This window comes from Acidovorax sp. sif1233 (assembly GCF_019218755.1).
Classification (GTDB): domain Bacteria; phylum Pseudomonadota; class Gammaproteobacteria; order Burkholderiales; family Burkholderiaceae_C; genus Acidovorax.
On sequence record NZ_JAHUWZ010000008.1, the window covers coordinates 193,335 to 214,772 of the forward strand.

The 21,438-nt window shown below is 62.9% G+C and carries 16 protein-coding genes, 2 tRNA genes and 1 pseudogene; 2 read left to right on the top strand and 17 right to left on the bottom strand.

What is annotated here, in order from left to right; all coding sequences use genetic code 11:
• Positions 1 to 141: 141 nt before the first annotated feature.
• Entirely contained in the window at positions 142 to 1,074 is a 933-nt protein-coding gene (locus KW843_RS22480) for a LysR substrate-binding domain-containing protein (protein WP_218297379.1), read from the bottom strand.
• Positions 1,075 to 1,178: 104 nt separating this feature from the next.
• Between KW843_RS22480 and KW843_RS22485 the strand changes: the two genes are divergently transcribed.
• Both KW843_RS22485 and KW843_RS22490 read left to right on the top strand, forming a co-directional pair.
• The gene (locus KW843_RS22485; protein ID WP_218297380.1) at positions 1,179 to 2,159 is read left to right on the top strand and encodes a tripartite tricarboxylate transporter substrate binding protein; all 981 of its coding nucleotides are present in this window, start codon (positions 1,179 to 1,181) and stop codon (positions 2,157 to 2,159) included.
• A 14-nt stretch (positions 2,160 to 2,173) separates the two neighbouring features.
• A complete protein-coding gene (locus tag KW843_RS22490) occupies positions 2,174 to 2,593 on the top strand; it encodes a 5-carboxymethyl-2-hydroxymuconate Delta-isomerase (RefSeq protein WP_218297381.1) in 420 nt (139 codons plus the stop codon).
• A gap of 505 nt (positions 2,594 to 3,098) precedes the next feature.
• On the opposite strand, the gene KW843_RS22495 is transcribed toward KW843_RS22490, so the two are convergent.
• From KW843_RS22495 to KW843_RS22570, 16 genes and pseudogenes are all read right to left on the bottom strand, one after another.
• Positions 3,099 to 3,174: transfer RNA gene (locus KW843_RS22495), tRNA-Phe, on the bottom strand.
• Positions 3,175 to 3,241: 67 nt separating this feature from the next.
• Complete coding sequence (locus KW843_RS22500) at positions 3,242 to 3,925, bottom strand: response regulator (protein WP_218297382.1); 684 nt, start codon at positions 3,923 to 3,925, stop codon at positions 3,242 to 3,244.
• A 38-nt stretch (positions 3,926 to 3,963) separates the two neighbouring features.
• Complete coding sequence (locus KW843_RS22505) at positions 3,964 to 6,264, bottom strand: ATP-binding protein (protein ID WP_218297383.1); 2,301 nt, start codon at positions 6,262 to 6,264, stop codon at positions 3,964 to 3,966.
• Positions 6,261 to 6,833 carry a DUF4390 domain-containing protein gene (locus KW843_RS22510; protein ID WP_218297403.1) on the bottom strand — a complete coding sequence of 191 codons (573 nt, stop codon included), beginning with the start codon at positions 6,831 to 6,833 and terminating at the stop codon, positions 6,261 to 6,263. Before KW843_RS22510 ends, KW843_RS22505 begins: the two co-directional genes overlap by 4 nt.
• Positions 6,834 to 6,879: 46 nt before the next feature.
• Positions 6,880 to 8,307 (bottom strand): 16S rRNA (cytosine(967)-C(5))-methyltransferase RsmB, encoded by a 1,428-nt coding sequence (gene rsmB, locus KW843_RS22515; protein ID WP_255594878.1) that lies wholly within the window; start codon positions 8,305 to 8,307, stop codon positions 6,880 to 6,882.
• 18 nt (positions 8,308 to 8,325) lie between these two features.
• Complete coding sequence (locus tag KW843_RS22520) at positions 8,326 to 8,892, bottom strand: LemA family protein (protein ID WP_218297384.1); 567 nt, start codon at positions 8,890 to 8,892, stop codon at positions 8,326 to 8,328.
• A gap of 150 nt (positions 8,893 to 9,042) precedes the next feature.
• A complete protein-coding gene (gene rpoC / locus KW843_RS22525) occupies positions 9,043 to 13,278 on the bottom strand; it encodes a DNA-directed RNA polymerase subunit beta' (protein ID WP_218297385.1) in 4,236 nt (1,411 codons plus the stop codon).
• A 21-nt stretch (positions 13,279 to 13,299) separates the two neighbouring features.
• Positions 13,300 to 17,412: a DNA-directed RNA polymerase subunit beta gene (rpoB, locus tag KW843_RS22530; RefSeq protein WP_218297386.1), complete on the bottom strand. Its 4,113-nt coding sequence runs from the start codon at positions 17,410 to 17,412 to the stop codon at positions 13,300 to 13,302.
• A 266-nt stretch (positions 17,413 to 17,678) separates the two neighbouring features.
• Entirely contained in the window at positions 17,679 to 18,056 is a 378-nt protein-coding gene (rplL, locus tag KW843_RS22535) for a 50S ribosomal protein L7/L12 (RefSeq protein ID WP_008907085.1), read from the bottom strand.
• Positions 18,057 to 18,096: 40 nt separating this feature from the next.
• Complete coding sequence (gene rplJ, locus KW843_RS22540) at positions 18,097 to 18,621, bottom strand: 50S ribosomal protein L10 (RefSeq protein ID WP_218297387.1); 525 nt, start codon at positions 18,619 to 18,621, stop codon at positions 18,097 to 18,099.
• A 236-nt stretch (positions 18,622 to 18,857) separates the two neighbouring features.
• Positions 18,858 to 19,553: a 50S ribosomal protein L1 gene (gene rplA / locus KW843_RS22545; RefSeq protein ID WP_218297388.1), complete on the bottom strand. Its 696-nt coding sequence runs from the start codon at positions 19,551 to 19,553 to the stop codon at positions 18,858 to 18,860.
• Positions 19,554 to 19,985: a 50S ribosomal protein L11 gene (rplK, locus tag KW843_RS22550; protein WP_063459212.1), complete on the bottom strand. Its 432-nt coding sequence runs from the start codon at positions 19,983 to 19,985 to the stop codon at positions 19,554 to 19,556.
• 164 nt (positions 19,986 to 20,149) lie between these two features.
• A complete protein-coding gene (nusG, locus tag KW843_RS22555; RefSeq protein ID WP_082437456.1) occupies positions 20,150 to 20,746 on the bottom strand; it encodes a transcription termination/antitermination protein NusG in 597 nt (198 codons plus the stop codon).
• Entirely contained in the window at positions 20,743 to 21,129 is a 387-nt protein-coding gene (secE, locus tag KW843_RS22560) for a preprotein translocase subunit SecE (protein ID WP_218297389.1), read from the bottom strand. The genes nusG and secE overlap by 4 nt, the downstream gene beginning before the upstream one ends.
• A 91-nt stretch (positions 21,130 to 21,220) precedes the next feature.
• Positions 21,221 to 21,296, bottom strand: a tRNA-Trp gene (locus KW843_RS22565).
• A gap of 15 nt (positions 21,297 to 21,311) precedes the next feature.
• Positions 21,312 to 21,438, bottom strand: a pseudogene (locus tag KW843_RS22570) (elongation factor Tu); the annotation flags it as partial.

Consider the following 21,438-nt stretch of genomic DNA (forward strand, 5'->3'; position numbering starts at 1 on the left):
AACCGCGGGACAGCTCAGTGCCAGTCCACTGGTTCTTGGGAACGTCTATGCAAGGATAGCTAGCCTAGGCGACATGGAAGTCGAGACGCCTGGCGAAGTGTTCCCGTTCAAGGCCATGGCAGCTACCGGGCCTTGTCTTCTTCAGTTTTTTGATCGTCGGACCCACGATACCGGCTGCCTGGGGCTTGCGGCCGACAGCGCATCCCAAAGATGCCGGGCAGCCAGGCTGTGATGCCGGCTGCGTGAGCGCACCAGGCAGGCTTGCCTGCGTAGATTCTTGTCAGCCAAAGGGGTGGCGTCGTTCACATCCAGGCTCAGCGCGGCAGCGCCGTTGAGCAGTGCAACCATGCTGTTTTCACGCGCCGCATGCACAAGATCTTCAAGCGCATCGGACTCAAGTTGGACGTTTGGCTTCAGCCCCAGCGCGGCAAAGGCGTTGTCGAGCTGGCGGCGCATTGAATACTCGGCGGGAAGCAATGCCAGAGGGTGCTTCGCGACGTCGGCGAGGCTCAGCGAGCGCCTTCTGGCCCCCAACCCGACAGCAACAGCAGACTCCTCGAAACATGCCAGGACTTCAAGATCCGCATGTGGTTCCGGGTCGAAACTGACAGCAAGATCAAGATCACCGCGCAAAACGCCTTCGATCAAGGCTTGTGCAGTCCGTCTGCGCAGCGCAATCGAAAGCTCCGGCCACTGAGCTTGCGCGGTGCGCACCACGGGGAGCACCCAGCATCCAGCGTAAGACTGCACCAGCCCGACGCGGACCAGCCCTGCCACGGTGTTCGCACGTTGGCGCGCATCGCGCAGGGCCGACTGCAGTTCCATCAGACAGGCCGAAACCCGGCGGTCAAGCTCCTGCCCAGAGACCGTCGCAATGGCGCGCCCGCTCGTACGGTCGAACAGATGCACATCGAGAGTCGATTCCAACAAGGCGATTTGCTCCGACAGGGCCGCCTGAGAGATCGAGGCATCGCGCGAAGCTGCATTGAAGCTGCGCGCACGCATCGCTGCCGCGAAGTAGCGCAACTGGCGCAAGGAGACAAGATCAAGTGGATCGCGGTCGCGTGTGCCCATCGTTATCGGATTATCCGATAGATACGACCAGAAAATGCAAATTGCGCAGACCTGCTGCACTGTCGACACTACAACACGAGATAACTCCAACCAACTGTGCACCGATGAAAAGACGCAACTTCCTTCAGTACGCTGGCGCGGCCACGGCACTTCCCGCTCTCGGCGTGACGCCCTGCGCTCACGCGCAGGCTTTTCCCTCAAAGCCGATCCGGATCGTGTGTCCCTATCCAGCAGGCGCTACTACGGATGCGGTTTCGCGCCTGATGGCGAATGCCTTGCAAACGCACAGCGGTGCCACGGTGATGGTCGACAACCGCAGTGGTGCGGGCGGGAACATCGGCACCGAGGCGGTCGCACGCGGTGAGGCCGACGGATATACGCTGCTGCTGGGTGCGCTCGGCCCGTTGGCCGCCAACCCAGCGCTGTATCCCAAGCTCAACTTCGATGCAGCAAAGGACTTCACACCGCTGGCATGGGCCGCTTCGGTGCCGTTGCTCTGGGCCGTGCACCCCACCTTTGCAGCGACGACGGTCAACGAAGCCCTCAAACTGCTGCGCAAGAGCCCCGGCAAGTACTTCTACGCGTCTGCTGGCAATGGCACACCTCAACACTTGGCGGGCGAACTGTTCAAGCAGCAGACCCGTACGTCCATCCTCCACATTCCGTACCGCGGCTCCGCCCCTGCACTCAACGATGTACTGGGAGGGACAGCTCACATGGTGTTCGAGGCCATGCCGGCCATCTTGCAGCATGTGCACAGCGGGCGCCTGAAGGCGCTTGCGGTGACGGCAGCCCAGCGCATTCCCTCCTTGCCCAATGTGCCAACGCTCAAGGAATCGGGTGTGGATGCCGAAATTGGCGGCTGGTACGGTTTCCTGGCCCCCGCTGCCACGCCGGCCGACCGCACGGACTGGTTGGTCAAACACATGGGCGCAGTGCTCGCAACCAAGACCACTCAAGACAAGCTGGCCGCACTCGGCTCGGTACCTGTCGATAGCTCCCCCCAGGCTTTCGCGCGGCTGATGGCGAGCGAGCGAACACGCTGGCAGAAGCTGATCCGCGATGTCGGCATCAAGATCGACTGAACACGGAGCCCCCCATGCCGCATATTGCCATCCAGGTTTCACCGCCGCTGCTTGCAGCGATTGAATGGGAGCCTGTATTGCGGGCTCTGCACCATGCGCTGGCGGAGCGCGGATGGGCAGTGCTCGCAGACCTGAAGTCGCGCGTGACTCCCATCGCCGCCGAGTTGTGCGGAGTAGATCCGCAAGCGCAGCAACTGATCGCGACCCTCATGCTGACCAACCCGCGCCCGCCGGATACCTGCGCCGCGATGGCCGCGATGGTGTTGGATCATCTTTCTCACGCAATCGACGCCCACCCGGCGACCATGGACTGGGTGCAATGCTGCGTGTTTCTGCGTGAGCATCCGAAGACACACTACCTCAAGCGGGAGTGGAATGGACCACTTCCAACCGCAAGACAACGACCTGATCTTGCCGAACGGCAACCAGCTTAGGAGCAGCGTCCTGCCCAACGTCCCAGACTATGTCTCCCCCGGAAAGGGATACAGGCATCGTTGCAATGCCCGCAGAGTTCCACCGGTCGCCTTTAGGCGCCGCTATCGAAGACCGCAAGCCGCACGCAGCGCGAAGGGCTACCGTGAGCGAGATCGAACGCCATGCTCGCTCCGTCCAATGCTGATCTGAGCTGAGCGGCAGTCCGTCTGCGGGATTCGAATGCCCTGGTCCAGCTTGAAGCACGCCAATCGGACCAAAGGGCTGATCCGCAGCGGCATTGGCGGATCGTCTCGATCCATCACTGCGCTCAATGGTGAATGAAAGCGCGTCGCCCGGACATATTGCTCCCGAGCCCAGCAGTTGCCCCCAAAGTTGCCCCCACTTTGTGCTGGCTTGGGGCGGATAACTATGGACGGGCCTGGAATGAAAAAAGCCCTAAGTCGTTGATTTACTTAGGGCTTTTTAACTTCTGCGGACGTCTATGGACGACTACAAAATGAGTAGTGGTGGCCTGGGGCGGAATCGAACCACCGACACAAGGATTTTCAATCCTCTGCTCTACCGACTGAGCTACCGGGCCTGAGCCTCAAATTATAACCAGAAAAATCGAGGCATCTGAAGAACCTGAAGGAATTTTTGCGGTGCTGCTAGGTGCGCTTGCCTCGCCCCAGGTCCACGCCCAACTGGCGCAACTTGCGGTACAGGTGAGTGCGCTCCAGGCCGGTTTTTTCGGCTACCCGCGTCATCGAGCCGCCCTCGCGGGCAAGGTGGAATTCGAAATAGGCTTTCTCGAAGCCATCACGCGCTTCGCGCAGGGGGCGGTCCAGATCAAACCCCTGGTGGGCGTGCGGGCCGGCGTCCACGCTGGCCATCACGGCCGATACGGCCGGCAGTTGCGAGAACGTGGGGTCGGCGGGAGCGTGAACGGGCGCCTGGGTGGCGGCCGCCGGGGCCGATTGGTGGGCGGCATTGCGCGCCAGGCCCTGCTCCACCGCCTTGAGCAGCTTTTGCAGGGTGATGGGCTTTTCAAGGAAAGAGAACGCGCCGATGCGCGTGGCCTCCACGGCGGTGTCGATGGTGGCGTGGCCGCTCATCATGATCACGGGCATGGTGAGCACGCCGGCCGTTGCCCATTCCTTGAGCAGCGAGACACCGTCGGTATCGGGCATCCAGATATCAAGCAGCACCAGGTCGTAAGTATTGCCCGACCGGGCAGCACGCGCCTGGGTTGCGTTTTCTGCGAGGTCTACGCTGTGACCTTCGTCGTTCAGGATTTCCGACAACAGATCACGAATGCCGAGCTCATCGTCGACCACCAGAATGTTTGCCATGTGTGTTGAAGCGCCTTGGGTACTGCGGGGCGGTGTTGTTATGACGCCACCGCTGGTTCAGGGGCGAATGATAACGACACTTGGGCTCCCCGCACCACGCCATCTTCGATGCGATTCGACAAGTCGATGCGTGCGCCGTGCTCGTCGGCAATCTTTTTGACCACGGCCAGCCCCAGGCCAGTACCCCGCGGCTTGGTGGTGACGTAGGGTTCGAAGGCCCGCTGAAGGATGTGCGCGGGGAAGCCGGCGCCGCTGTCCGATACCGTGAGCCGCACGCGCCGCGAGGACTCGCTCCAGCGCGTGCTGATGCGCACCGCGGGCACGGGCTCGGAGGTGCTGGCGCGGGCCTGTTCGGTGGAATCCTGCGCGTTTTGCAGCAGGTTGTGCACGACCTGGCGCAGTTGCTGCGCGTCGCCCGCGATGCTGGGGCAGCGCGGGTCCAGTTCGGCTTCCACACGCACGGTGGCGTTCTCTTCCCCATACAGGTGGAGCACATCCGCGACCAGCGCATTGAGGTCCAGCGCATGCAGTTCTGCGGCGGGCAACCGTGCGTAGTCACGGAATTCGTTGACCAGCCGCTTCATGGCGTCCACCTGGTCCACGATGGTCTTGACGGACTTGGCCAGGATGGCTTGCTCTGGATCCGGCAGCTTGCCCGAGAGCTTCATTTCCAGCCGCTCGGCGGACAGCTGGATGGGCGTCAGCGGATTCTTGATTTCATGCGCCAGGCGCCGTGCCACCTCGCCCCAGGCCTGCGCACGCTGTGCTGAAACAATTTCCGATATGTCGTCAAAAACCAACAATCGGGCCGAATCAGGCAGTTCGGCCCCCCGGGCCACGAGGCTGGTGGCGTGCTGCCCCACGCCGCCGGACGACGCATGCAGTTCAAACGGTTGCTGCCAGTGGTCCAGCCCATGGCGTTCGGTGTCCCCCAGGAAGGCGTCGAAATGGCCCTGGATCGATGCCGCAAACTCGGCAAGGCCGGGCACCTCGGACAGCGGACGCCCTTCGTACACCGCCATGGGTGCGCGCAGGATCCGCGTGGCGCCGGGGTTGGACGACCGGATCAGCCCCTGCGCATCCAGGACGATGACCCCCGCTGTCAGGTTGTCCAGAATGGTCTGGAGATTGGCGCGGGCGGCATCGACCTCACCCATGCTCTGTTCCACGGCCTGCCGGGCATCCGCCAGTTGCTGGGTCATCAAGGCGAAGGACCGCGTGAGGCCGCCCAGTTCGTCCTTGCCCTGCAGCACGGCCTTGGGGCTGAGGTTGCCCGCCGCCACCTCGCGCACCCCTTCGGCCAGCACGAGCAGGGGGCGTGCCAGCTGATTGCCCAGCAGCACCGCCAGCAGCACGGCTCCAAATACCGCCAGGAAAAGGCTCAGCGTGAGCGTGCCCACGTACATGCGCCGCAGGCCTCCCCGCGCCAGCGCGCGCTCCTGGTATTCACGGTTGGCCTCCTGCACGGCGATGGCGTTCGCCACCAGCGCGGGCGGCAGCGGGAGCGTGGCTTGCAGGTACCGGGGCTCCACGAGCAAGCCCACACTGGGACTGCTCACCAGGGCCAGCACCTTGACCCGCGCGTTCTGCGCGGCGGCAGGGTCCGATATATCGTCCAGCCCCTCGATCTGCGCGGTGGCGCGCTGCTGGCGCACGGTGCGCAGCAGGGGCACCCCGGGGCGGTCGGGGTTCAGGCTGAAGCGCGACTGGCCGGCGCTGGCCACCGCCTGCCCTGCAGCGTTCCAGAGCACGACATCGGTGGCGCCCAGCTGCTCGCGGATGCGTTCGAGCACCAGCCCGGCGGCGGCATCGGGCACCTGGGCCACCTGCGCACCCGCGTTGCGCGTCTTGGCGGCCATGTCGGTGGCCAGCGAGTCGAGTGAAACCCGGGCCAAATTCACCCCCGCCGACAGGGCCCCTTCCACCTTCACATCGAACCAGCTCTCGATGGAGCGGGTGACGAACTGGTAGGACACCACGTAGATCAGCAGCCCCGGCATCAGGCCCACCAGCGCGAAAATGGCCGCCAGCTTGACGAGCAGCCGGCTGCCAAAGCGCCCCTTGCGCAGGCGCATGCCCAGGCGCACCGCCACCCAGACCAGCACGGCCAGCAGCAGCAGCGCCACCAGCACGTTCACGCCAAAGAGCCAGGCGTAGTTGCGCTCGTACAGCGCGCGGTTGTTGGTCGCCAGGGTAAGCAGGAACATCAGCACCAAGCCGATGGCAGACATGGCGGCGGCGCCCACCCCCACCGCCCAGCGCACGGCGCGCGACTGGCGTGCGGCGGCGTGGGCTGATGCGGAGGCCGCCGCCGGCCGGGGAGCGCCGGGGTGGCTCACTTCGCAGGCTCCGCTGCCAGGCGCTGGCTGCGCGAAACCAGCAGATTCCATCCGGATCGCCCCACGGCCCCGATCTGAAACGGGCGGGGCAGCTGGGACATGTCGAGCCTGAACCGGAAGTTGACCGTGTGCACGACATCTGCCTCGATCACCTCGTTTTCAGCGATCTTCCAACGCGAAATCCGCTGAATGGCAGACAACGCGTCGGCATAGTCGTCAAAGTTCTGCCCCAGCACCACGCCCAGGCCGCTGTTGGTGAACGGCACGGGGGAGATGTTCAATCGCCATCTTCGCGTCAATGGCTGATAACTTAGGCGCAGATAGCGGGTGGTTTCCGCCACTTGGCGGTCAGACCAGTACCAACGGTCGCGCAGCACCTGGGCCTCCGCCACGAAGAACATGGGAATGCCTTTGTTCAATGCGTCTTCTGCGAGTTCCGGCAGCATGAACTGCAGGTTGGTGCTGAGGTACAGGCCGTCTTCGGCCCGCTCGAGCCGCAGTTCGCCCACCTCGGGCGCGGCGGCTTGCCCTGCCGCAACCAGCCCCGGCAGCAGGGCGGCACATCCCATGAGCACAAAAATTGCGCAAACCACCATCCACCGAGCCATCACGGACTCATTGCGGCGATTTTTGCAACAGTGCGTAAAAAAATCCGTCGTGGTCACCCGGTTGATTGTCCGGGACAGCCCCGGGCTTGTCCCCGTTGCCGGGAATTAAATGCCCCGGCGACGGCAGCAATTGCGCATCGGTGTTGTGTGCAAGAAACGTTTGCACCTGGTCGTCGCCTTCGGCGCGGAACACGGAACAGGTGCAATACAGCAGCCGCCCGCCTGGGCGCAGAAGGGGCCAGAGCGTCTTCAGCAGGCGGGCCTGCAGGGCGGCCAACTGGGCAATGTCGCTCTCGCGGCGCAGCCAGCGCACGTCGGGGTGGCGCCGCACGATGCCCGAGGCGGTGCATGGCGCATCGAGCAAGATGGCATCGAACAGTTCACCCCCGCAGTGCTGCTGCCACCAGTCCTGGGGGCGTGCGGCGTCGGCCACGACCACCTGCGCACGAAGCCCCAGGCGCTGCATGGTGTCACCGATGCGGGCGCTGCGGGCGGCGTCGATCTCCAGCGCGGTGACCTGTACAGGGGCGCCAGCACCGGCCAGCTCCAGAAGGTGGGCCGTCTTGCCCCCCGGTGCGGCGCAGGCGTCGAGCACACGCAGGGGCTGTGCGAGGTCCAGGCCGTCCAGCAGCAGGGGCGCCGCCATCTGCGCGGCGGCATCCTGCACCGACACCCAGCCCTGGTCAAAGCCCGGCAGGGATTGCACAGGTACGGGGTGCCGCAGCACCAGCCCGGCCTCGCCCCACGAAGACGCTTCCAAATCAATAGCATCTAGCGCTTGCTGGTATTGCGCCGGAGTGCATTTTTGCTTGTTAACCCGCAACGTCATTGGCGCGTGGGCGTTGTTGGCCTGAAGGATCTGCTCCCAATGCTGGGGATGGTCCTTGCGCAGCCGTGCGATCCACCACTGGGGATGGTTCCAGCGGGCCAGCGGGTCGTCGCCGGTGCGGGCGACCAGCGCATCGCGCTCGCGCAGAAAGCGTCGCAGGCACCCATTGATGAACGAGGCCTGCGCGCGGGTGGATGCGCTCCGCTTGGCCGCCTCCACCGCCTGATTCACCAGCGTGAAGGCCTCATACGGCGATTCGTCCGGGTTCCAGCACAGCGCCAGGGCCGTGCACAGCAAGGCATCCGCCGCCGGCGGCGGCGTGCGGGCGACCATCTGACGGCGCAATGCCTCGGCGCGCCCGGCCTGGCGCAGCACCTGGAACAGCAGAGACTGCACGCCCGGGCGCAGACCCACGTCCACCGCCGCCATGGCGGCGGTTCCGGACTGGCCCCCGCGAATGGCCAGCAAGGCGCCGGCCACGGCATCCAGCTGCTGCCACAGCGCCACCGGCTGTCCGCCCCCGGACGGCGGGTGGGCGGGGCCGCGGGGCGAAGGAGGTTGCACCCCGGAAGAAGACGTGGGGCGGCGCGCAGGGGGTTGGGTCATGGTGGTCCTGAAAACGGTCTACAGGCCCCGGGCGGCCTTGAATCCGAACACCCAGGCCAGCAGGTTCGCGGGAAACTGGGCAATGGCGGCGTTGTAGTGCAACACCGCATCGTTGAAGACGCGCATGGCCTGGTCGTTCTGCTGGACATGTTCATCCCACCGGATTTGCCAGGGCGACGGCAAGGCGTCCCGCGCGTCAGTCGCTGTGGGCGGTGGGTCGCCCTGCCCTTCCCTGCGCCCCGCCTTCTGCCAGCAAGCCTGCAGCACATCGCGTGCGGCCGTCAAAGCGGCGATTGCATCTGCCTGCAGGGGACGGGCACGCGCCATTGCGAGCGACGCACTCAATTGGGTGGTGGCGCCCTGCAGTGCTGCCATCTCCTGTTCCGGGGCACTCAAGGTGGAGGGCTGGACAGCATGCGCGGCTCCAAACTCTCCCAGCAGCGCCACCAGCCGCACCATGTGCGCGTCAAAACTGCCGAACGCCTGCACGACGGCAGAGCGCAGCCGCATCAGGCGGTTGTAGGCGCCCAGGGCCCAGAAGACGGCGATGGCAAAAACAATCCAGAAAAGAGGCGATGACCACATGCACAGCTGCCGTCTCCGCGTGCACCACGCGTTCCGGCCCGAAAAGTAAATGGAGAAAGGAAAAGAAGAAAGGTGCGCAGACGATGTCCAAAAAAAAGCTCCCGGCCTGCCAGGGACAGGGCGGGAGCTCTTCAGTGACAGCCCTCGGGCTTAGTCAGCAGCTGCGTCGGTGGCCGTGGAGGCACTGCCCTCGACTTCGGTGGCATCCGCCTGGGCTTCCATCTCGGCCGCTTCGGCTTCGGCGATGGCGCGGCGCTCGGCGTCGTCCATGGCATCCTTGGCCTTGCGTGCCTGGTGGTAAGCCAGACCCGTACCAGCCGGGATCAGGCGGCCCACGATCACGTTTTCCTTCAGGCCGCGCAGCTCGTCGCGCTTGCCCATGATGGCAGCCTCGGTGAGCACGCGGGTGGTTTCCTGGAAGGAAGCCGCCGAGATGAAGGAGTCGGTCGACAGCGAAGCCTTCGTGATACCCAAGAGCAGGTTGCTGTAGGTCGCGGGAATCTTGCCCTCGGCCTGCAGCGCCTCGTTGGTGTTGAGGATCTCGGAGCGCTCAACCTGCTCACCGGCGATGTAGTTCGACTCGCCGACGTTCTCGACCACGACACGGCGCAGCATCTGGCGAACGATCACCTCGATGTGCTTGTCGTTGATCTTCACGCCCTGCAAGCGGTACACGTCCTGCACTTCGTCCACGATGTAGCGCGACAGTTCCTCGATGCCCAAGAGGCGCAGGATGTCCTGCGGATCGGCGGGGCCGTCCACAATCGACTCGCCCTTGTTCACCACCTGGCCTTCGTGCACCAGGATGTTCTTTTCCTTGGGCACGAGCTCTTCGAACACGTGGCCTTCAGGATCGGTGATCTGCAGGCGGACCTTGCCCTTGGTTTCCTTGCCGAACGACACGGTACCGGTCATCTCGGCCAGCGTGCCCTTGTCCTTCGGAGTGCGGGCTTCGAACAGCTCAGCCACGCGGGGCAGACCGCCGGTAATGTCGCGGGTCTTCTGGCCTTCGACCGGAATACGCGCCAGCACTTCGCCGGGGCCCACGTCCTGGCCGTCGCGCACCTGGATCAGCGCGCCGACCTGGAAGCCGATGGTCACCGAGTGGTCGGTGCCAGGGATCTTCACTTCGTTGCCCTGCGCGTCGATCAGCTTCACCTGTGGACGAACGACCTTGGCAGCGCCGCGGCGCTTCGGATCGATCACCACCAGCGTGGACAGGCCGGTCACTTCGTCGACCTGCTTGGCCACCGTGAGACCTTCTTCGACGTTCTCGAACTTGGTCTGGCCGGCGAACTCGGTGATGATGGGGCGCGTCAGCGGATCCCAGTTGGCCAGGATGGTGCCGGCCTTGATCTGCTGGTCGGCCTTGACCGTCAGCGTCGCGCCGTAAGGCACCTTGTGGCGCTCGCGCTCGCGGCCATGCTCGTCGTGGATGATGATCTCACCCGAACGCGCAATCACCACCAGCTCGCCCTTGGTGTTGCTCACGTAGCGCATCGTGGCATTGAAGCCGATCACGCCGTTGGACTTGGCTTCCACGCTGGACGCAATGGCCGCACGCGAAGCGGCACCACCGATGTGGAACGTGCGCATGGTCAGCTGCGTGCCGGGCTCGCCGATGGACTGGGCAGCGATCACGCCCACGGCTTCGCCGAGGTTGATCAGGCCGCCACGGCCCAGGTCGCGTCCGTAGCACTTGGCGCACAGGCCATAGCGGGTCTCGCAAGTCAGCGCCGTGCGCACCTTCACTTCGTCGACGCCAGCGGCTTCGAGTTCCTCGATGAGATCTTCCTCGAGCATGACGCCCGCCTGGACCAGCACCGCCCGGGTTTCCGGATGCAGCACGTCTTCTGCGGCCGTGCGGCCCAGGATACGGTCGCGCAGCGATTCGATCACTTCGCCGCCTTCGACGATGGCGCGCATCAGCGAACCATTGGAGGTTTCGCAATCCTCCTCGGTCACGACCAGATCCTGCGTCACGTCCACCAGGCGGCGGGTCAGGTAACCGGAGTTGGCGGTCTTGAGCGCCGTGTCGGCCAGACCCTTACGGGCACCGTGGGTGGAGATGAAGTACTCCAGCACGTTCAGGCCTTCGCGGAAGTTCGCGGTGATGGGCGTTTCGATGATCGAGCCATCAGGCTTGGCCATCAGGCCCCGCATGCCGGCCACCTGGCGGATCTGGGCGGCGGAACCGCGGGCACCGGAGTCGGCCATCATGTAGATGGAGTTGAACGACTCCTGGTCCACTTCCTTGCCGTGGCGGTCCATGACCTTCTCTTTGGAGAGCCGGGCCATCATCACCTTGGACACTTCGTCGCCGGCCTTGCCCCAGATGTCCACCACCTTGTTGTAGCGTTCGCCAGAGGTGACCAGACCGGACACGTACTGCTGTTCGATCTCCTTCACTTCCTTCTCGGAGCGCTCGATGATGCCGGCCTTCTGTGGAGGCACCAGCATGTCGTCGATGGCGATGGAGATACCGGCGCGCGTGGCCAGACGGAAGCCGTTTTGCAGCAGCTTGTCGGCGAACACGACCGTTTCCTTCAGGCCGCACTTGCGGAAGGACACGTTGATCAGGCGCGAGATTTCCTTCTTCTTGAGCGCCTTGTTCATGTTGGAGAACGGCAGGCCCTTGGGAAGGATCTCGGACAGCAGTGCGCGGCCAGCGGTGGTTTCCACGAGCGAGGTGGACGGAACGAATTCGCCCGTTTCCTTGTTCTTGGTCCACTCGGTCATGCGCACCGTGATCCTGGCGGCGAGTTCGACCTCGCCGGCGTCCAGAGCACGTTGCACTTCACCGGTGTCGGCGAACACCAGGCCTTCGCCCTTGCCGTTGATACGGTCACGGGTGGCGTAGTACAGGCCCAGCACCACGTCCTGCGAAGGAACGATGGAGGGCTCGCCCGAGGCGGGGAACAGCACGTTGTTGGAGGCCAGCATCAGCGTGCGGGCTTCCATCTGCGCTTCCACCGACAGCGGGACGTGGACAGCCATCTGGTCACCGTCGAAGTCGGCGTTGAAGGCCGCGCAGACGAGTGGGTGCAGCTGGATGGCCTTGCCTTCGATCAGGATGGGCTCGAAGGCCTGGATACCCAGACGGTGCAGCGTAGGCGCACGGTTGAGCATCACGGGGTGTTCCTTGATGACCTCTTCCAGGATGTCCCACACCACCGGCGTGCCGGATTCGACTTCCTTCTTGGCGGCCTTGATCGTCGTCGCGATGCCCATGGCTTCCAGGCGCGAGAAGATGAAAGGCTTGAACAGCTCCAGGGCCATCAGCTTGGGCAGGCCGCACTGGTGCAGCTTGAGCGTTGGGCCCACGGTGATCACGGAACGGCCCGAGTAGTCCACCCGCTTGCCCAGCAAGTTCTGGCGGAAACGGCCCGACTTGCCCTTGATCATGTCGGCCAGCGACTTCAGGGCGCGCTTGTTGGCACCCGTCATGGCCTTGCCGCGGCGGCCGTTGTCCAGCAGCGAGTCGACGGCTTCCTGCAGCATCCGCTTTTCGTTGCGGGCGATGATTTCAGGGGCCTTCAGCTCCAGCAGGCGGCGCAGGCGCGAGTTGCGGTTGATGACGCGGCGGTACAGGTCGTTCAGGTCGGAGGTCGCGAAGCGGCCGCCGTCCAGCGGCACCAGCGGACGCAGGTCCGGTGGCAGCACGGGCAGCACTTCGAGCACCATCCACTCGGGCTTGATGCCCGACTTCTTGAACGCTTCCAGCACCTTCAGGCGCTTGGCGTTCTTCTTGACCTTGACTTCGGATCCGGTCAGGTCGCCGCGCAGGCGTTCGATCGACAGGTCGATGTCGATGGATTCCAGCAGGTCCTTGATACCTTCAGCGCCCATCTTGGCGATGAATTCGTCGCCGTATTCCTTGCGCTTGGCGTCGTAGTCGTCCTCGGACATGATGCTGAACTTCTTCAGCGGGGTCATGCCGGGGTCGGTCACCACGTAGGCTTCAAAGTACAGCACGCGTTCGATGTCGCGCAGCGTCATGTCCAGCACCAGGCCCAGGCGCGATGGCAGCGACTTCAGGAACCAGATGTGCGCGCAGGGCGCGGCCAGGTCGATGTGGCCCATGCGCTCGCGGCGCACCTTGGTCTGCGTGACTTCAACGCCGCACTTCTCGCAGATCACGCCACGGTGCTTGAGGCGCTTGTACTTGCCGCACAGGCACTCGTAATCCTTGATGGGGCCGAAGATCTTGGCGCAGAACAGGCCGTCGCGCTCGGGCTTGAACGTGCGGTAGTTGATGGTCTCGGGCTTCTTCACTTCGCCGAAAGACCACGAGCGGATCTTTTCGGGCGAAGCCATGCCGATGCGGATGGCATCGAAGTGCTCATCCGGCGTGAATTGCTTGAACAGGTCGAGTAGCGATTTCATAGTGACTCTTTCCTTTTCTGCTTAGGAGCGTTCCAGCTCGATGTCCAGGCCCAGCGAACGGATTTCCTTGACCAGCACGTTGAACGATTCCGGCATGCCGGCTTCGATGGCGTGTTCGCCCTTGACGATGGATTCGTACACCTTGGTACGGCCCACCACGTCGTCGGACTTCACGGTCAGCATTTCCTGCAGCACGTAGGCGGCGCCGTAAGCTTCCAGCGCCCACACTTCCATTTCCCCGAAACGCTGGCCGCCGAACTGCGCCTTGCCGCCCAGCGGCTGCTGCGTGACGAGCGAGTAAGGACCGGTCGAACGGGCATGCATCTTGTCGTCCACCAAGTGGTGCAGCTTCAGGTAGTGCATGTAGCCGATGGTCGTCGGACGCTCGAAACGCTCGCCGGTGCGGCCGTCGAACAGGTATGCCTGGGTGCGGGTGGGCGTGAGGCCCTTGCGCTCGGCAATGTCGTCCGGGTAGGCGATCTTCAGCATGTCCTTGATTTCTTCTTCCGAAGCACCATCGAACACCGGAGTGGCATAAGGCACGCCGCTGGTGAGGTTGGCCGCCATGTTCAGCACATCCTCATCGCTCAGTTGCGAGAGGTCTTCGGTACGGCCGCGGGAGTTGTACACCTCTTCCAGGAACTTGCGCAGCTCGGAGGCCTTGGCCTGCTGCTGCAGCATGTCGCCAATGCGCTGGCCGATGCCCTTGCCGGCCCAGCCCAGATGGACCTCGAGCACCTGCCCGATGTTCATCCGCGAGGGCACGCCCAGGGGGTTCAGCACGATGTCGGCAGGGGTGCCGTCGGCCATGTAGGGCATGTCTTCGACCGGAACGATCTTGGAGACCACACCCTTGTTGCCGTGGCGGCCGGCCATCTTGTCGCCGGGCTGCAGGCGGCGCTTGACGGCCAGGTAGACCTTGACCATCTTGAGCACGCCCGCTGGCAGCTCGTCGCCTTGCGTGAGCTTCTTGCGCTTTTCTTCAAAGGCCAGGTCGAAGCTGTGGCGCGTCTGCTCCAGAGCGTTCTTGATGGACTCGAGTTGCGTGGCGACTTCGTCTTCGGCGGGGCGGATGTCGAACCAGTGGAACTTCTCCACCGAGGCCAGGTAGGCCTTGTCGATCTTCGTGCCCTTGGCGAGCTTCTGCGGGCCGCCATTGGCCACGCGGCCGTTGAGCAGCTTTTCGATACGGTCAAAGGCGTCGGCCTCGACGATGCGCAGCTGGTCGTTCAGGTCCAGGCGGAAGCGCTTGAGTTCATCGTCGATGATCTGCTGGGCGCGCTTGTCGCGCTGGATGCCTTCGCGGGTGAACACCTGCACGTCGATCACGGTGCCTTGCGAGCCCTGGTCCACGCGCAGCGAGGTGTCCTTCACGTCGGAAGCCTTTTCGCCGAAGATGGCGCGCAGGAGCTTCTCTTCAGGCGTCAGCGTGGTCTCGCCCTTGGGCGTGACCTTGCCTACCAGCGTGTCGCCGGGCTGCACTTCGGCGCCCACGTAGATGATGCCGGACTCGTCCAGGCGGTTCAGCTGCTGTTCCGACAGGTTCGGAATGTCGCGCGTGATTTCTTCGGCGCCCAGCTTCGTGTCGCGGGCCATGACCACCAGTTCCTCGATGTGGATCGAGGTGTAGCGGTCTTCGGCCACCACGCGTTCGGAGATCAGGATCGAGTCTTCAAAGTTGTAGCCGTTCCAGGGCATGAAGGCGATCAGCATGTTCTGGCCGATGGCGATCTCGCCGAAGTCCGTCGATGCGCCGTCGGCGATCACGTCACCCTTGACCAGCTTGTCACCCTTCTGGACGATGGGGCGCTGGTGGATGTTGGTGTTCTGGTTGGAACGCTGGTACTTGATGAGGTTGTAGATGTCCACGCCCACTTCACCGGCCACGGCCTCGTCGTCGTTCACGCGCACCACGATGCGGGTGGCATCGACATAGTCGACGATACCGCCACGGGTCGCGGTGACCACGGTGCCCGAGTCCACGGCGGCCACACGCTCGATGCCCGTGCCCACCAGGGGCTTCTCGGGACGCAGCACGGGCACGGCCTGGCGCGACATGTTGGCGCCCATCAATGCGCGGTTCGCATCGTCATGCTCCAGGAATGGAACCAGCGAGGCGGCCACCGACACGATCTGCGCGGGCGACACGTCCATGTACTGCACACGGTCTGCACCGCACAGGATGGATTCACCCTTTTCGCGGGCAGAGACCAGTTCGCCCGTCAAGCGGCCGTCCTTGTCGAGCACGGCGTTGGCCTGCGCGATCACGTACTTGCCTTCCTCGATGGCCGACAGGTAGTCGATCTCGTTCGTGACCTTGCCTTCCACCACGCGGCGGTACGGGGTTTCGATGAAACCATATTCGTTCAGGCGTGCGTACAGGGCCAGCGAGTTGATCAGGCCGATGTTCGGGCCTTCAGGCGTTTCGATAGGGCAGACGCGGCCGTAATGGGTCACGTGCACGTCGCGCACTTCGAAGCCTGCGCGTTCGCGGGTCAGACCGCCCGGGCCCAGTGCGGAAACACGGCGCTTGTGCGTGATTTCAGCCAGGGGGTTGGTCTGGTCCATGAACTGCGACAGCTGCGAGGCGCCGAAGAATTCCTTCAGGGCCGCCGAGATCGGCTTGCTGTTGATCAGGTCGTGGGGCATCAGCGGCTCTTGCTCAGCCTGGCCCAGACGCTCCTTCACAGCCTTCTCGATACGTGCCAGGCCGGTGCGGTACTGGTTCTCGGCCAGTTCGCCCACGCAGCGCACGCGGCGGTTGCCCAGGTGATCGATGTCATCGACTTCGCCGTTGCCGTTGCGCAGGTCCACCAGGATCTTGACCACGGCCAGGATGTCCTCGTTGGACAACACCATGGGGCCGGTGGATTCGTCGCGGCCGATCTTGGCGTTGAACTTCATGCGGCCCACGCGCGACAGGTCGTAGGTGTCGGGGTTGTAGAACAGGCGCTGGAACAGGGCCTGCACGGCGTCTTCCGTTGGCGGCTCGCCGGGGCGCATCATGCGGTAGATGGCGACGCGGGCTGCGAACTCGTCCACCGTTTCGTCGATGCGCAGGGTCTGCGACATGTACGCGCCCTGGTCGAGTTCATTGGTGTAGATGCACTGCACGTCCTGCACGCCGGCACTGCGCAGCTTCTTGAGCAGTGCCTCGGTCAGTTCGTCATTGGCCTTGGCGATGATCTCACCGGTGTCCGCATCCACGATGTTGCGGGCCACCACGCGGCCGATCAGGAAGTCTTCGGGCACGCTGATGTGCGTGGTGCCGGACTGCTCCAGTTCACGAGTGTGGCGCGCGGTCACGCGCTTGTCCTTGGCCACGACGACCTTGCCGGACTTGTCGGTGATGTCGAAGCGCGCCACTTCGCCGCGCAGGCGCTCGGAGACGAACTCCATCTGCGCGCCGCTGTCCATCAGGCGGAAATTGTCGTTGACGAAGAAGTTCGCCAGGATGGATTCCGGGTTCAGGCCGATGGCCTTGAGCAGGATCGTGACCGGCATCTTGCGGCGGCGGTCCACACGGAAATACAGGATGTCCTTCGGGTCGAACTCGAAGTCGAGCCAGGAACCGCGGTAGGGAATGATGCGCGCCGAGAACAGCAGCTTGCCCGAGCTGTGCGTCTTGCCCTTGTCGTGCTCGAAGAACACGCCGGGCGAGCGGTGCAACTGGGACACGATCACGCGCTCGGTGCCATTGATGATGAACGAGCCCTTGTCGGTCATGAGCGGCACTTCGCCCATGTAGACCTCTTGCTCCTTCACTTCCTTGACCACCTTGGACTGCGACGTCGAGGACTCGCGGTCATAGATGATCAGCTGCACCTTGGCCCGCACGGCCGACGCGAACGTCAGGCCACGCGTCTGGCACTCGCGCACGTCGAAGGCGGGCTTGGCCAGGTTGTACTCGATGAATTTCATCTCCACGAAACCGTTGTGGGAGACGATAGGAAAGGCAGCGTCGAATGCAGCCTGAAGGCCTTCGATGGTTCTTTTCTGGGGTGCTTTATCAGCCTGCAGGAAAGCGGTGTATGCGTCCTTCTGCATCTGCAGCAGATAAGGAACTTCGAGCACGCTATCGCGGGTGCCGAAGCTTTTGCGAATTCGCTTGCGTTCGGTGTAGGAATAGGCCATGAGATCTCCGGGCAAAGACATGAGTCCTGGGTCTTCGACGACTGACCCGCAAGGAGCGGTGTCCTTACGGGCTTGGCGGTTGGCCACTACCAACCATGGCGGACGGTGATGCATTGCACATCACCCGAACCAAGGCGTCTTCTGCTGTCGGGGTTGTCAGAAGACACTCGAAAGACTCGTGGAAGACGAGGCTTGCGGGTGCGCTCTGAAAGCACCAAAGGCTGGAGGCCCTTTGAGGAGCACTCCAGCCCTTGAACGAGACCGAATTACTTGAGTTCGGCCTTGGCGCCGGCTTCCACCAGCTTCTTGACGGCAGCTTCGGCGTCGGCCTTGGCAATGCCTTCCTTGACGTTCTTGGGAGCGCCGTCCACCAGGTCCTTGGCTTCCTTGAGGCCCAGGCCGGTGATTTCGCGCACTGCCTTGATGACAGACACCTTGTTGGCGCCGGCTTCCGTCAGCACCACGTTGAATTCCGTCTTTTCTTCAGCAGCAGCAGCGCCAGCACCGCCACCAGCGGCAGCAGGAGCAGCCATGGCTGCAGCGCTCACGCCAAACTTCTCTTCAATGGCCTTCACCAGGTCATTGAGTTCCAGGACCGTCATGCTGTCCAGCGCGGTCAAGAATGCGTCTTTATCGAATGCCATTTTGATTTCCTAACAATTGTGTTGGTTGACTGCCCGGCTATCAAGCCGCGGCAGGTTCGGCGGCCGGTGCGGCTGCGCCTTCGCCTTTTTTCGCCGCCAGTGCGCCCAGCACAACGGCCGTACGCGACATGGGGGACATAAGCAAGCCACAAATCTGAGCCAGCAGCACTTCCTTGGAAGGAATGTTGGCCAGTTGCTTAACGCCGTTGACATCCAGGGCCTTGCCACCGAAAGCGCCACCACGAATCACCAGCTTGTCGTTGGTTTTCGCGAAATCGGCCACCACCTTGGCGGCGGCCACAGCGTCTTCGGAGAAGCCATAGATCAGCGGACCGGTCATCTGGTCAGCCACCACGTCAAACGCGCTGCCAGCTACAGCACGGCGAGCCAGGGTGTTCTTCAGAACACTCAGGTTCACGCCCTTGCTGCGAGCTTCCACACGCAGTTTGGTCATGTCGGCGACCGTGATGCCGCGGTACTCCGCGATCACAAGCGTTTGAGCTTTAGCGGCGAGGCTGGTCACTTCACTGATGACCGCTTCTTTCTCACTGCGATTAAGACTCAAGGTCTACTCCTTAAATTGCACATTCAGGCTTGCACCCTCCTGCGCGCTCTTGTTGCAGCGACCAACTGTTTCGGAACGGATTCCATCTGCAGCGGGATCGCCATCTGCGTTGGCCCCAGGGGGATTAAGTGCGAACTTGCACACCAACGGTCTTGGATGGCCTGAAGGCAGCTTGAATGCCAGCTTCAGCCCACCACATCGGCCCCTTTGACAGGTCCGAAGATTTCTTTTCGCAATTACGCTGCGATGGATTGCGTATCCACGCGGACGCCCAGACCCATCGTGGAAGACACGGCGACCTTGCGCAGGTACAGACCCTTGCTCGAAGCAGGCTTGGCCTTGTTCAGTGCATCGATCAGCGCAGCCAGATTGCCTTGCAGCTTCTCGTTGTCGAACGAGCGGCGGCCAATCGTGCTGTGCACGATACCGGCCTTGTCCACGCGGAACTGCACTTGACCAGCCTTGGCGTTCTTCACGGCCGTGGCAACGTCAGGCGTCACTGTGCCCACCTTGGGGTTGGGCATCAGGCCACGCGGGCCCAGGATCTGGCCCAGCGTACCCACGACGCGCATCGCGTCAGGGGCAGCAATCACCACGTCGAAAGGCATGTCGCCAGCCTTGACCATGGCGGCCAGGTCGTCCATGCCGACGATGTCGGCACCCGCGGCCTTGGCTTCTTCAGCCTTGGCACCCTGGGCGAACACGGCGACGCGCGTCGTCTTGCCGGTACCGTTGGGCAGCACCACGGCGCCACGCACCACTTGGTCGGACTTCTTGGCATCAATGCCGAGCTGCACAGCCACGTCGATGGATTCATCGAACTTGGCGGTGGCGGCTTCCTTCACCAGGGCCACTGCATCCGCAAAGGCGTACAGCTTCGTGCTGTCAACCTTGCCCTGCAGGGCTTTTTGCTTTTTCGTCAACTTGGCCATTTACAAACCCTCCACCGTCACGCCCATCGAGCGTGCGGAACCAGCCAGCGTACGGACAGCAGCGTCAACATTCGCGGCATTCATGTCCTTCATCTTGGTCTTGGCGATTTCTTCGAGCTGTTCGCGCGTGATCTTGCCGACCTTGATCTTCAGCGCATTGGCCGAACCCTTTTCGAGCTTGATGGCCTTCTTGATCAGAGTCGTCGCAGGCGGCGTCTTGATGATGAAGGTAAAGCTCTTGTCTGCGAAAGCCGTGATGACCACGGGCAATGGCAGGCCTGGCTCCACACCTTGGGTCTGCGCATTGAATGCCTTGCAGAACTCCATGATGTTGAGGCCACGCTGACCCAGTGCCGGGCCGATGGGTGGGGATGGATTGGCCTTACCAGCTGGGACTTGCAGCTTGATAAAACCGACGATTTTTTTCGCCATGTTTTACTCCTTACGGGTCATAACGCCTGCGCTGCACCATGCAGCAACCGGCTCCCCGGGGTTAACGACTCGCTATCACGATGTTCGCACCGAGCCGAAAAGCGCGACATCCAATTGCTTGCCCTGGCGTGCCAGGGCGATCAGGGTTTTTATCGAAGACGTTCTTACGTCTTTTCGACCTGACCGAATTCCAGCTCGACCGGCGTGGAGCGGCCGAAGATCATCACGGAGACGCGCACGCGGCTCTTTTCGTAATTGACTTCTTCGACGGAGCCATTGAAATCCGTGAACGGACCTTCCTTGACGCGAACCAGTTCGCCCACCATGAATTCGATCTTGTGACGCGGCTTGTCCGTGCCTTCCTGCATCTGGCTGACGATCTTCTGGACTTCCTCTTCGGAAATAGGGGCGGGGCGGTTCTTGGCCCCCCCCACGAAACCGGTCACCTTGTTGGTGTGCTTCACCAAGTGCCAGGTATCGTCGTCCATCACCATCTCGACGAATACATAGCCAGGGAACAAGCGACGCTCCGTCGTCTTGCGCTGGCCGTTTTTCATCTCCACCACTTCTTCGGTCGGCACCAGAATGCGACCGAACTTGTCTTGCATGCCAGAGCGACCAATGCGTTCCTGGATATTGCGCTCCACCGCCTTTTCCATGCCCGAATAGGCATGGACGATGTACCAGCGCAGATCCGGATTTGCCGAAGCAGAAGCGCCTGCAGGAGCTTCTGCTCCAGTGATTTCCGCAGCGGTCGTCATGACTTTCTCCAACCCAAAACCAAGTCGTACAAGACCCATTCCAGCGTCTTGTCCGTGAACCACAGGAAAAGCGCCATGATCACGACGAAGGCAAACACATACGCCGTCATCTGCAAGGTTTCCTTGCGGGTAGGCCAGACGACCTTTTTCACCTCGCGCCATGCATCCTTTGCGAAGGCAACGAACTGACGGCCAGACTCCGACACCAGGAACACGCCCGCAGCCGCCACCAGACCGACGATCAGCGCAGCCCATTGGACGAGAGCACCCTGCTTGCTCAGCAAATAAAAGCCCGCAACCGAGGCGATGACCAAAGCCACCACCGCTGCGAGCTTGGCCTTGTCTGCGCCTGTATTGACAGTTTCAACCTGTGAAGTGGCCATCTTTGAGTATTTCCTGCTTCCGATTCACGGCATCACTTAAGACACCGAAGCCCGCCAGGGCCTGGCGGGCTTGTTCTGAGCCACATTCAAGTGGCAGGGGCAGTAGGAATCGAACCTACAACCTTCGGTTTTGGAGACCGACGCTCTGCCAATTGAGCTATACCCCTGTATACCTTTGCCAGTTAAGCAATGATCTTGGCCACGACGCCAGCGCCGACCGTACGGCCGCCTTCGCGGATGGCGAAGCGCAGGCCTTCTTCCATGGCGATGGGGTTGATCAGCTTGACGGTGATCGACACGTTGTCGCCA

Bases quoted from the DNA above. Each gene is read 5' to 3' on its own strand.
- KW843_RS22500 (WP_218297382.1), bottom strand. From the start codon at position 3,925: ATGGCAAACATTCTGGTGGTCGACGATGAGCTCGGCATTCGTGATCTG.
- rpoB (WP_218297386.1), bottom strand. From the start codon at position 17,412: ATGGCCTATTCCTACACCGAACGCAAGCGAATTCGCAAAAGCTTCGGC.
- KW843_RS22485 (WP_218297380.1), top strand. From the start codon at position 1,179: ATGAAAAGACGCAACTTCCTTCAGTACGCTGGCGCGGCCACGGCACTT.
- rplL (WP_008907085.1), bottom strand. From the start codon at position 18,056: ATGGCATTCGATAAAGACGCATTCTTGACCGCGCTGGACAGCATGACG.
- rpoC (WP_218297385.1), bottom strand. From the start codon at position 13,278: ATGAAATCGCTACTCGACCTGTTCAAGCAATTCACGCCGGATGAGCAC.
- rplK (WP_063459212.1), bottom strand. From the start codon at position 19,985: ATGGCGAAAAAAATCGTCGGTTTTATCAAGCTGCAAGTCCCAGCTGGT.
- KW843_RS22480 (WP_218297379.1), bottom strand. From the start codon at position 1,074: ATGGGCACACGCGACCGCGATCCACTTGATCTTGTCTCCTTGCGCCAG.
- rplA (WP_218297388.1), bottom strand. From the start codon at position 19,553: ATGGCCAAGTTGACGAAAAAGCAAAAAGCCCTGCAGGGCAAGGTTGAC.
- KW843_RS22490 (WP_218297381.1), top strand. From the start codon at position 2,174: ATGCCGCATATTGCCATCCAGGTTTCACCGCCGCTGCTTGCAGCGATT.
- rsmB (WP_255594878.1), bottom strand. From the start codon at position 8,307: ATGACCCAACCCCCTGCGCGCCGCCCCACGTCTTCTTCCGGGGTGCAA.
- KW843_RS22520 (WP_218297384.1), bottom strand. From the start codon at position 8,892: ATGTGGTCATCGCCTCTTTTCTGGATTGTTTTTGCCATCGCCGTCTTC.
- nusG (WP_082437456.1), bottom strand. From the start codon at position 20,746: ATGACGACCGCTGCGGAAATCACTGGAGCAGAAGCTCCTGCAGGCGCT.
- KW843_RS22510 (WP_218297403.1), bottom strand. From the start codon at position 6,833: ATGGGATGTGCCGCCCTGCTGCCGGGGCTGGTTGCGGCAGGGCAAGCC.
- secE (WP_218297389.1), bottom strand. From the start codon at position 21,129: ATGGCCACTTCACAGGTTGAAACTGTCAATACAGGCGCAGACAAGGCC.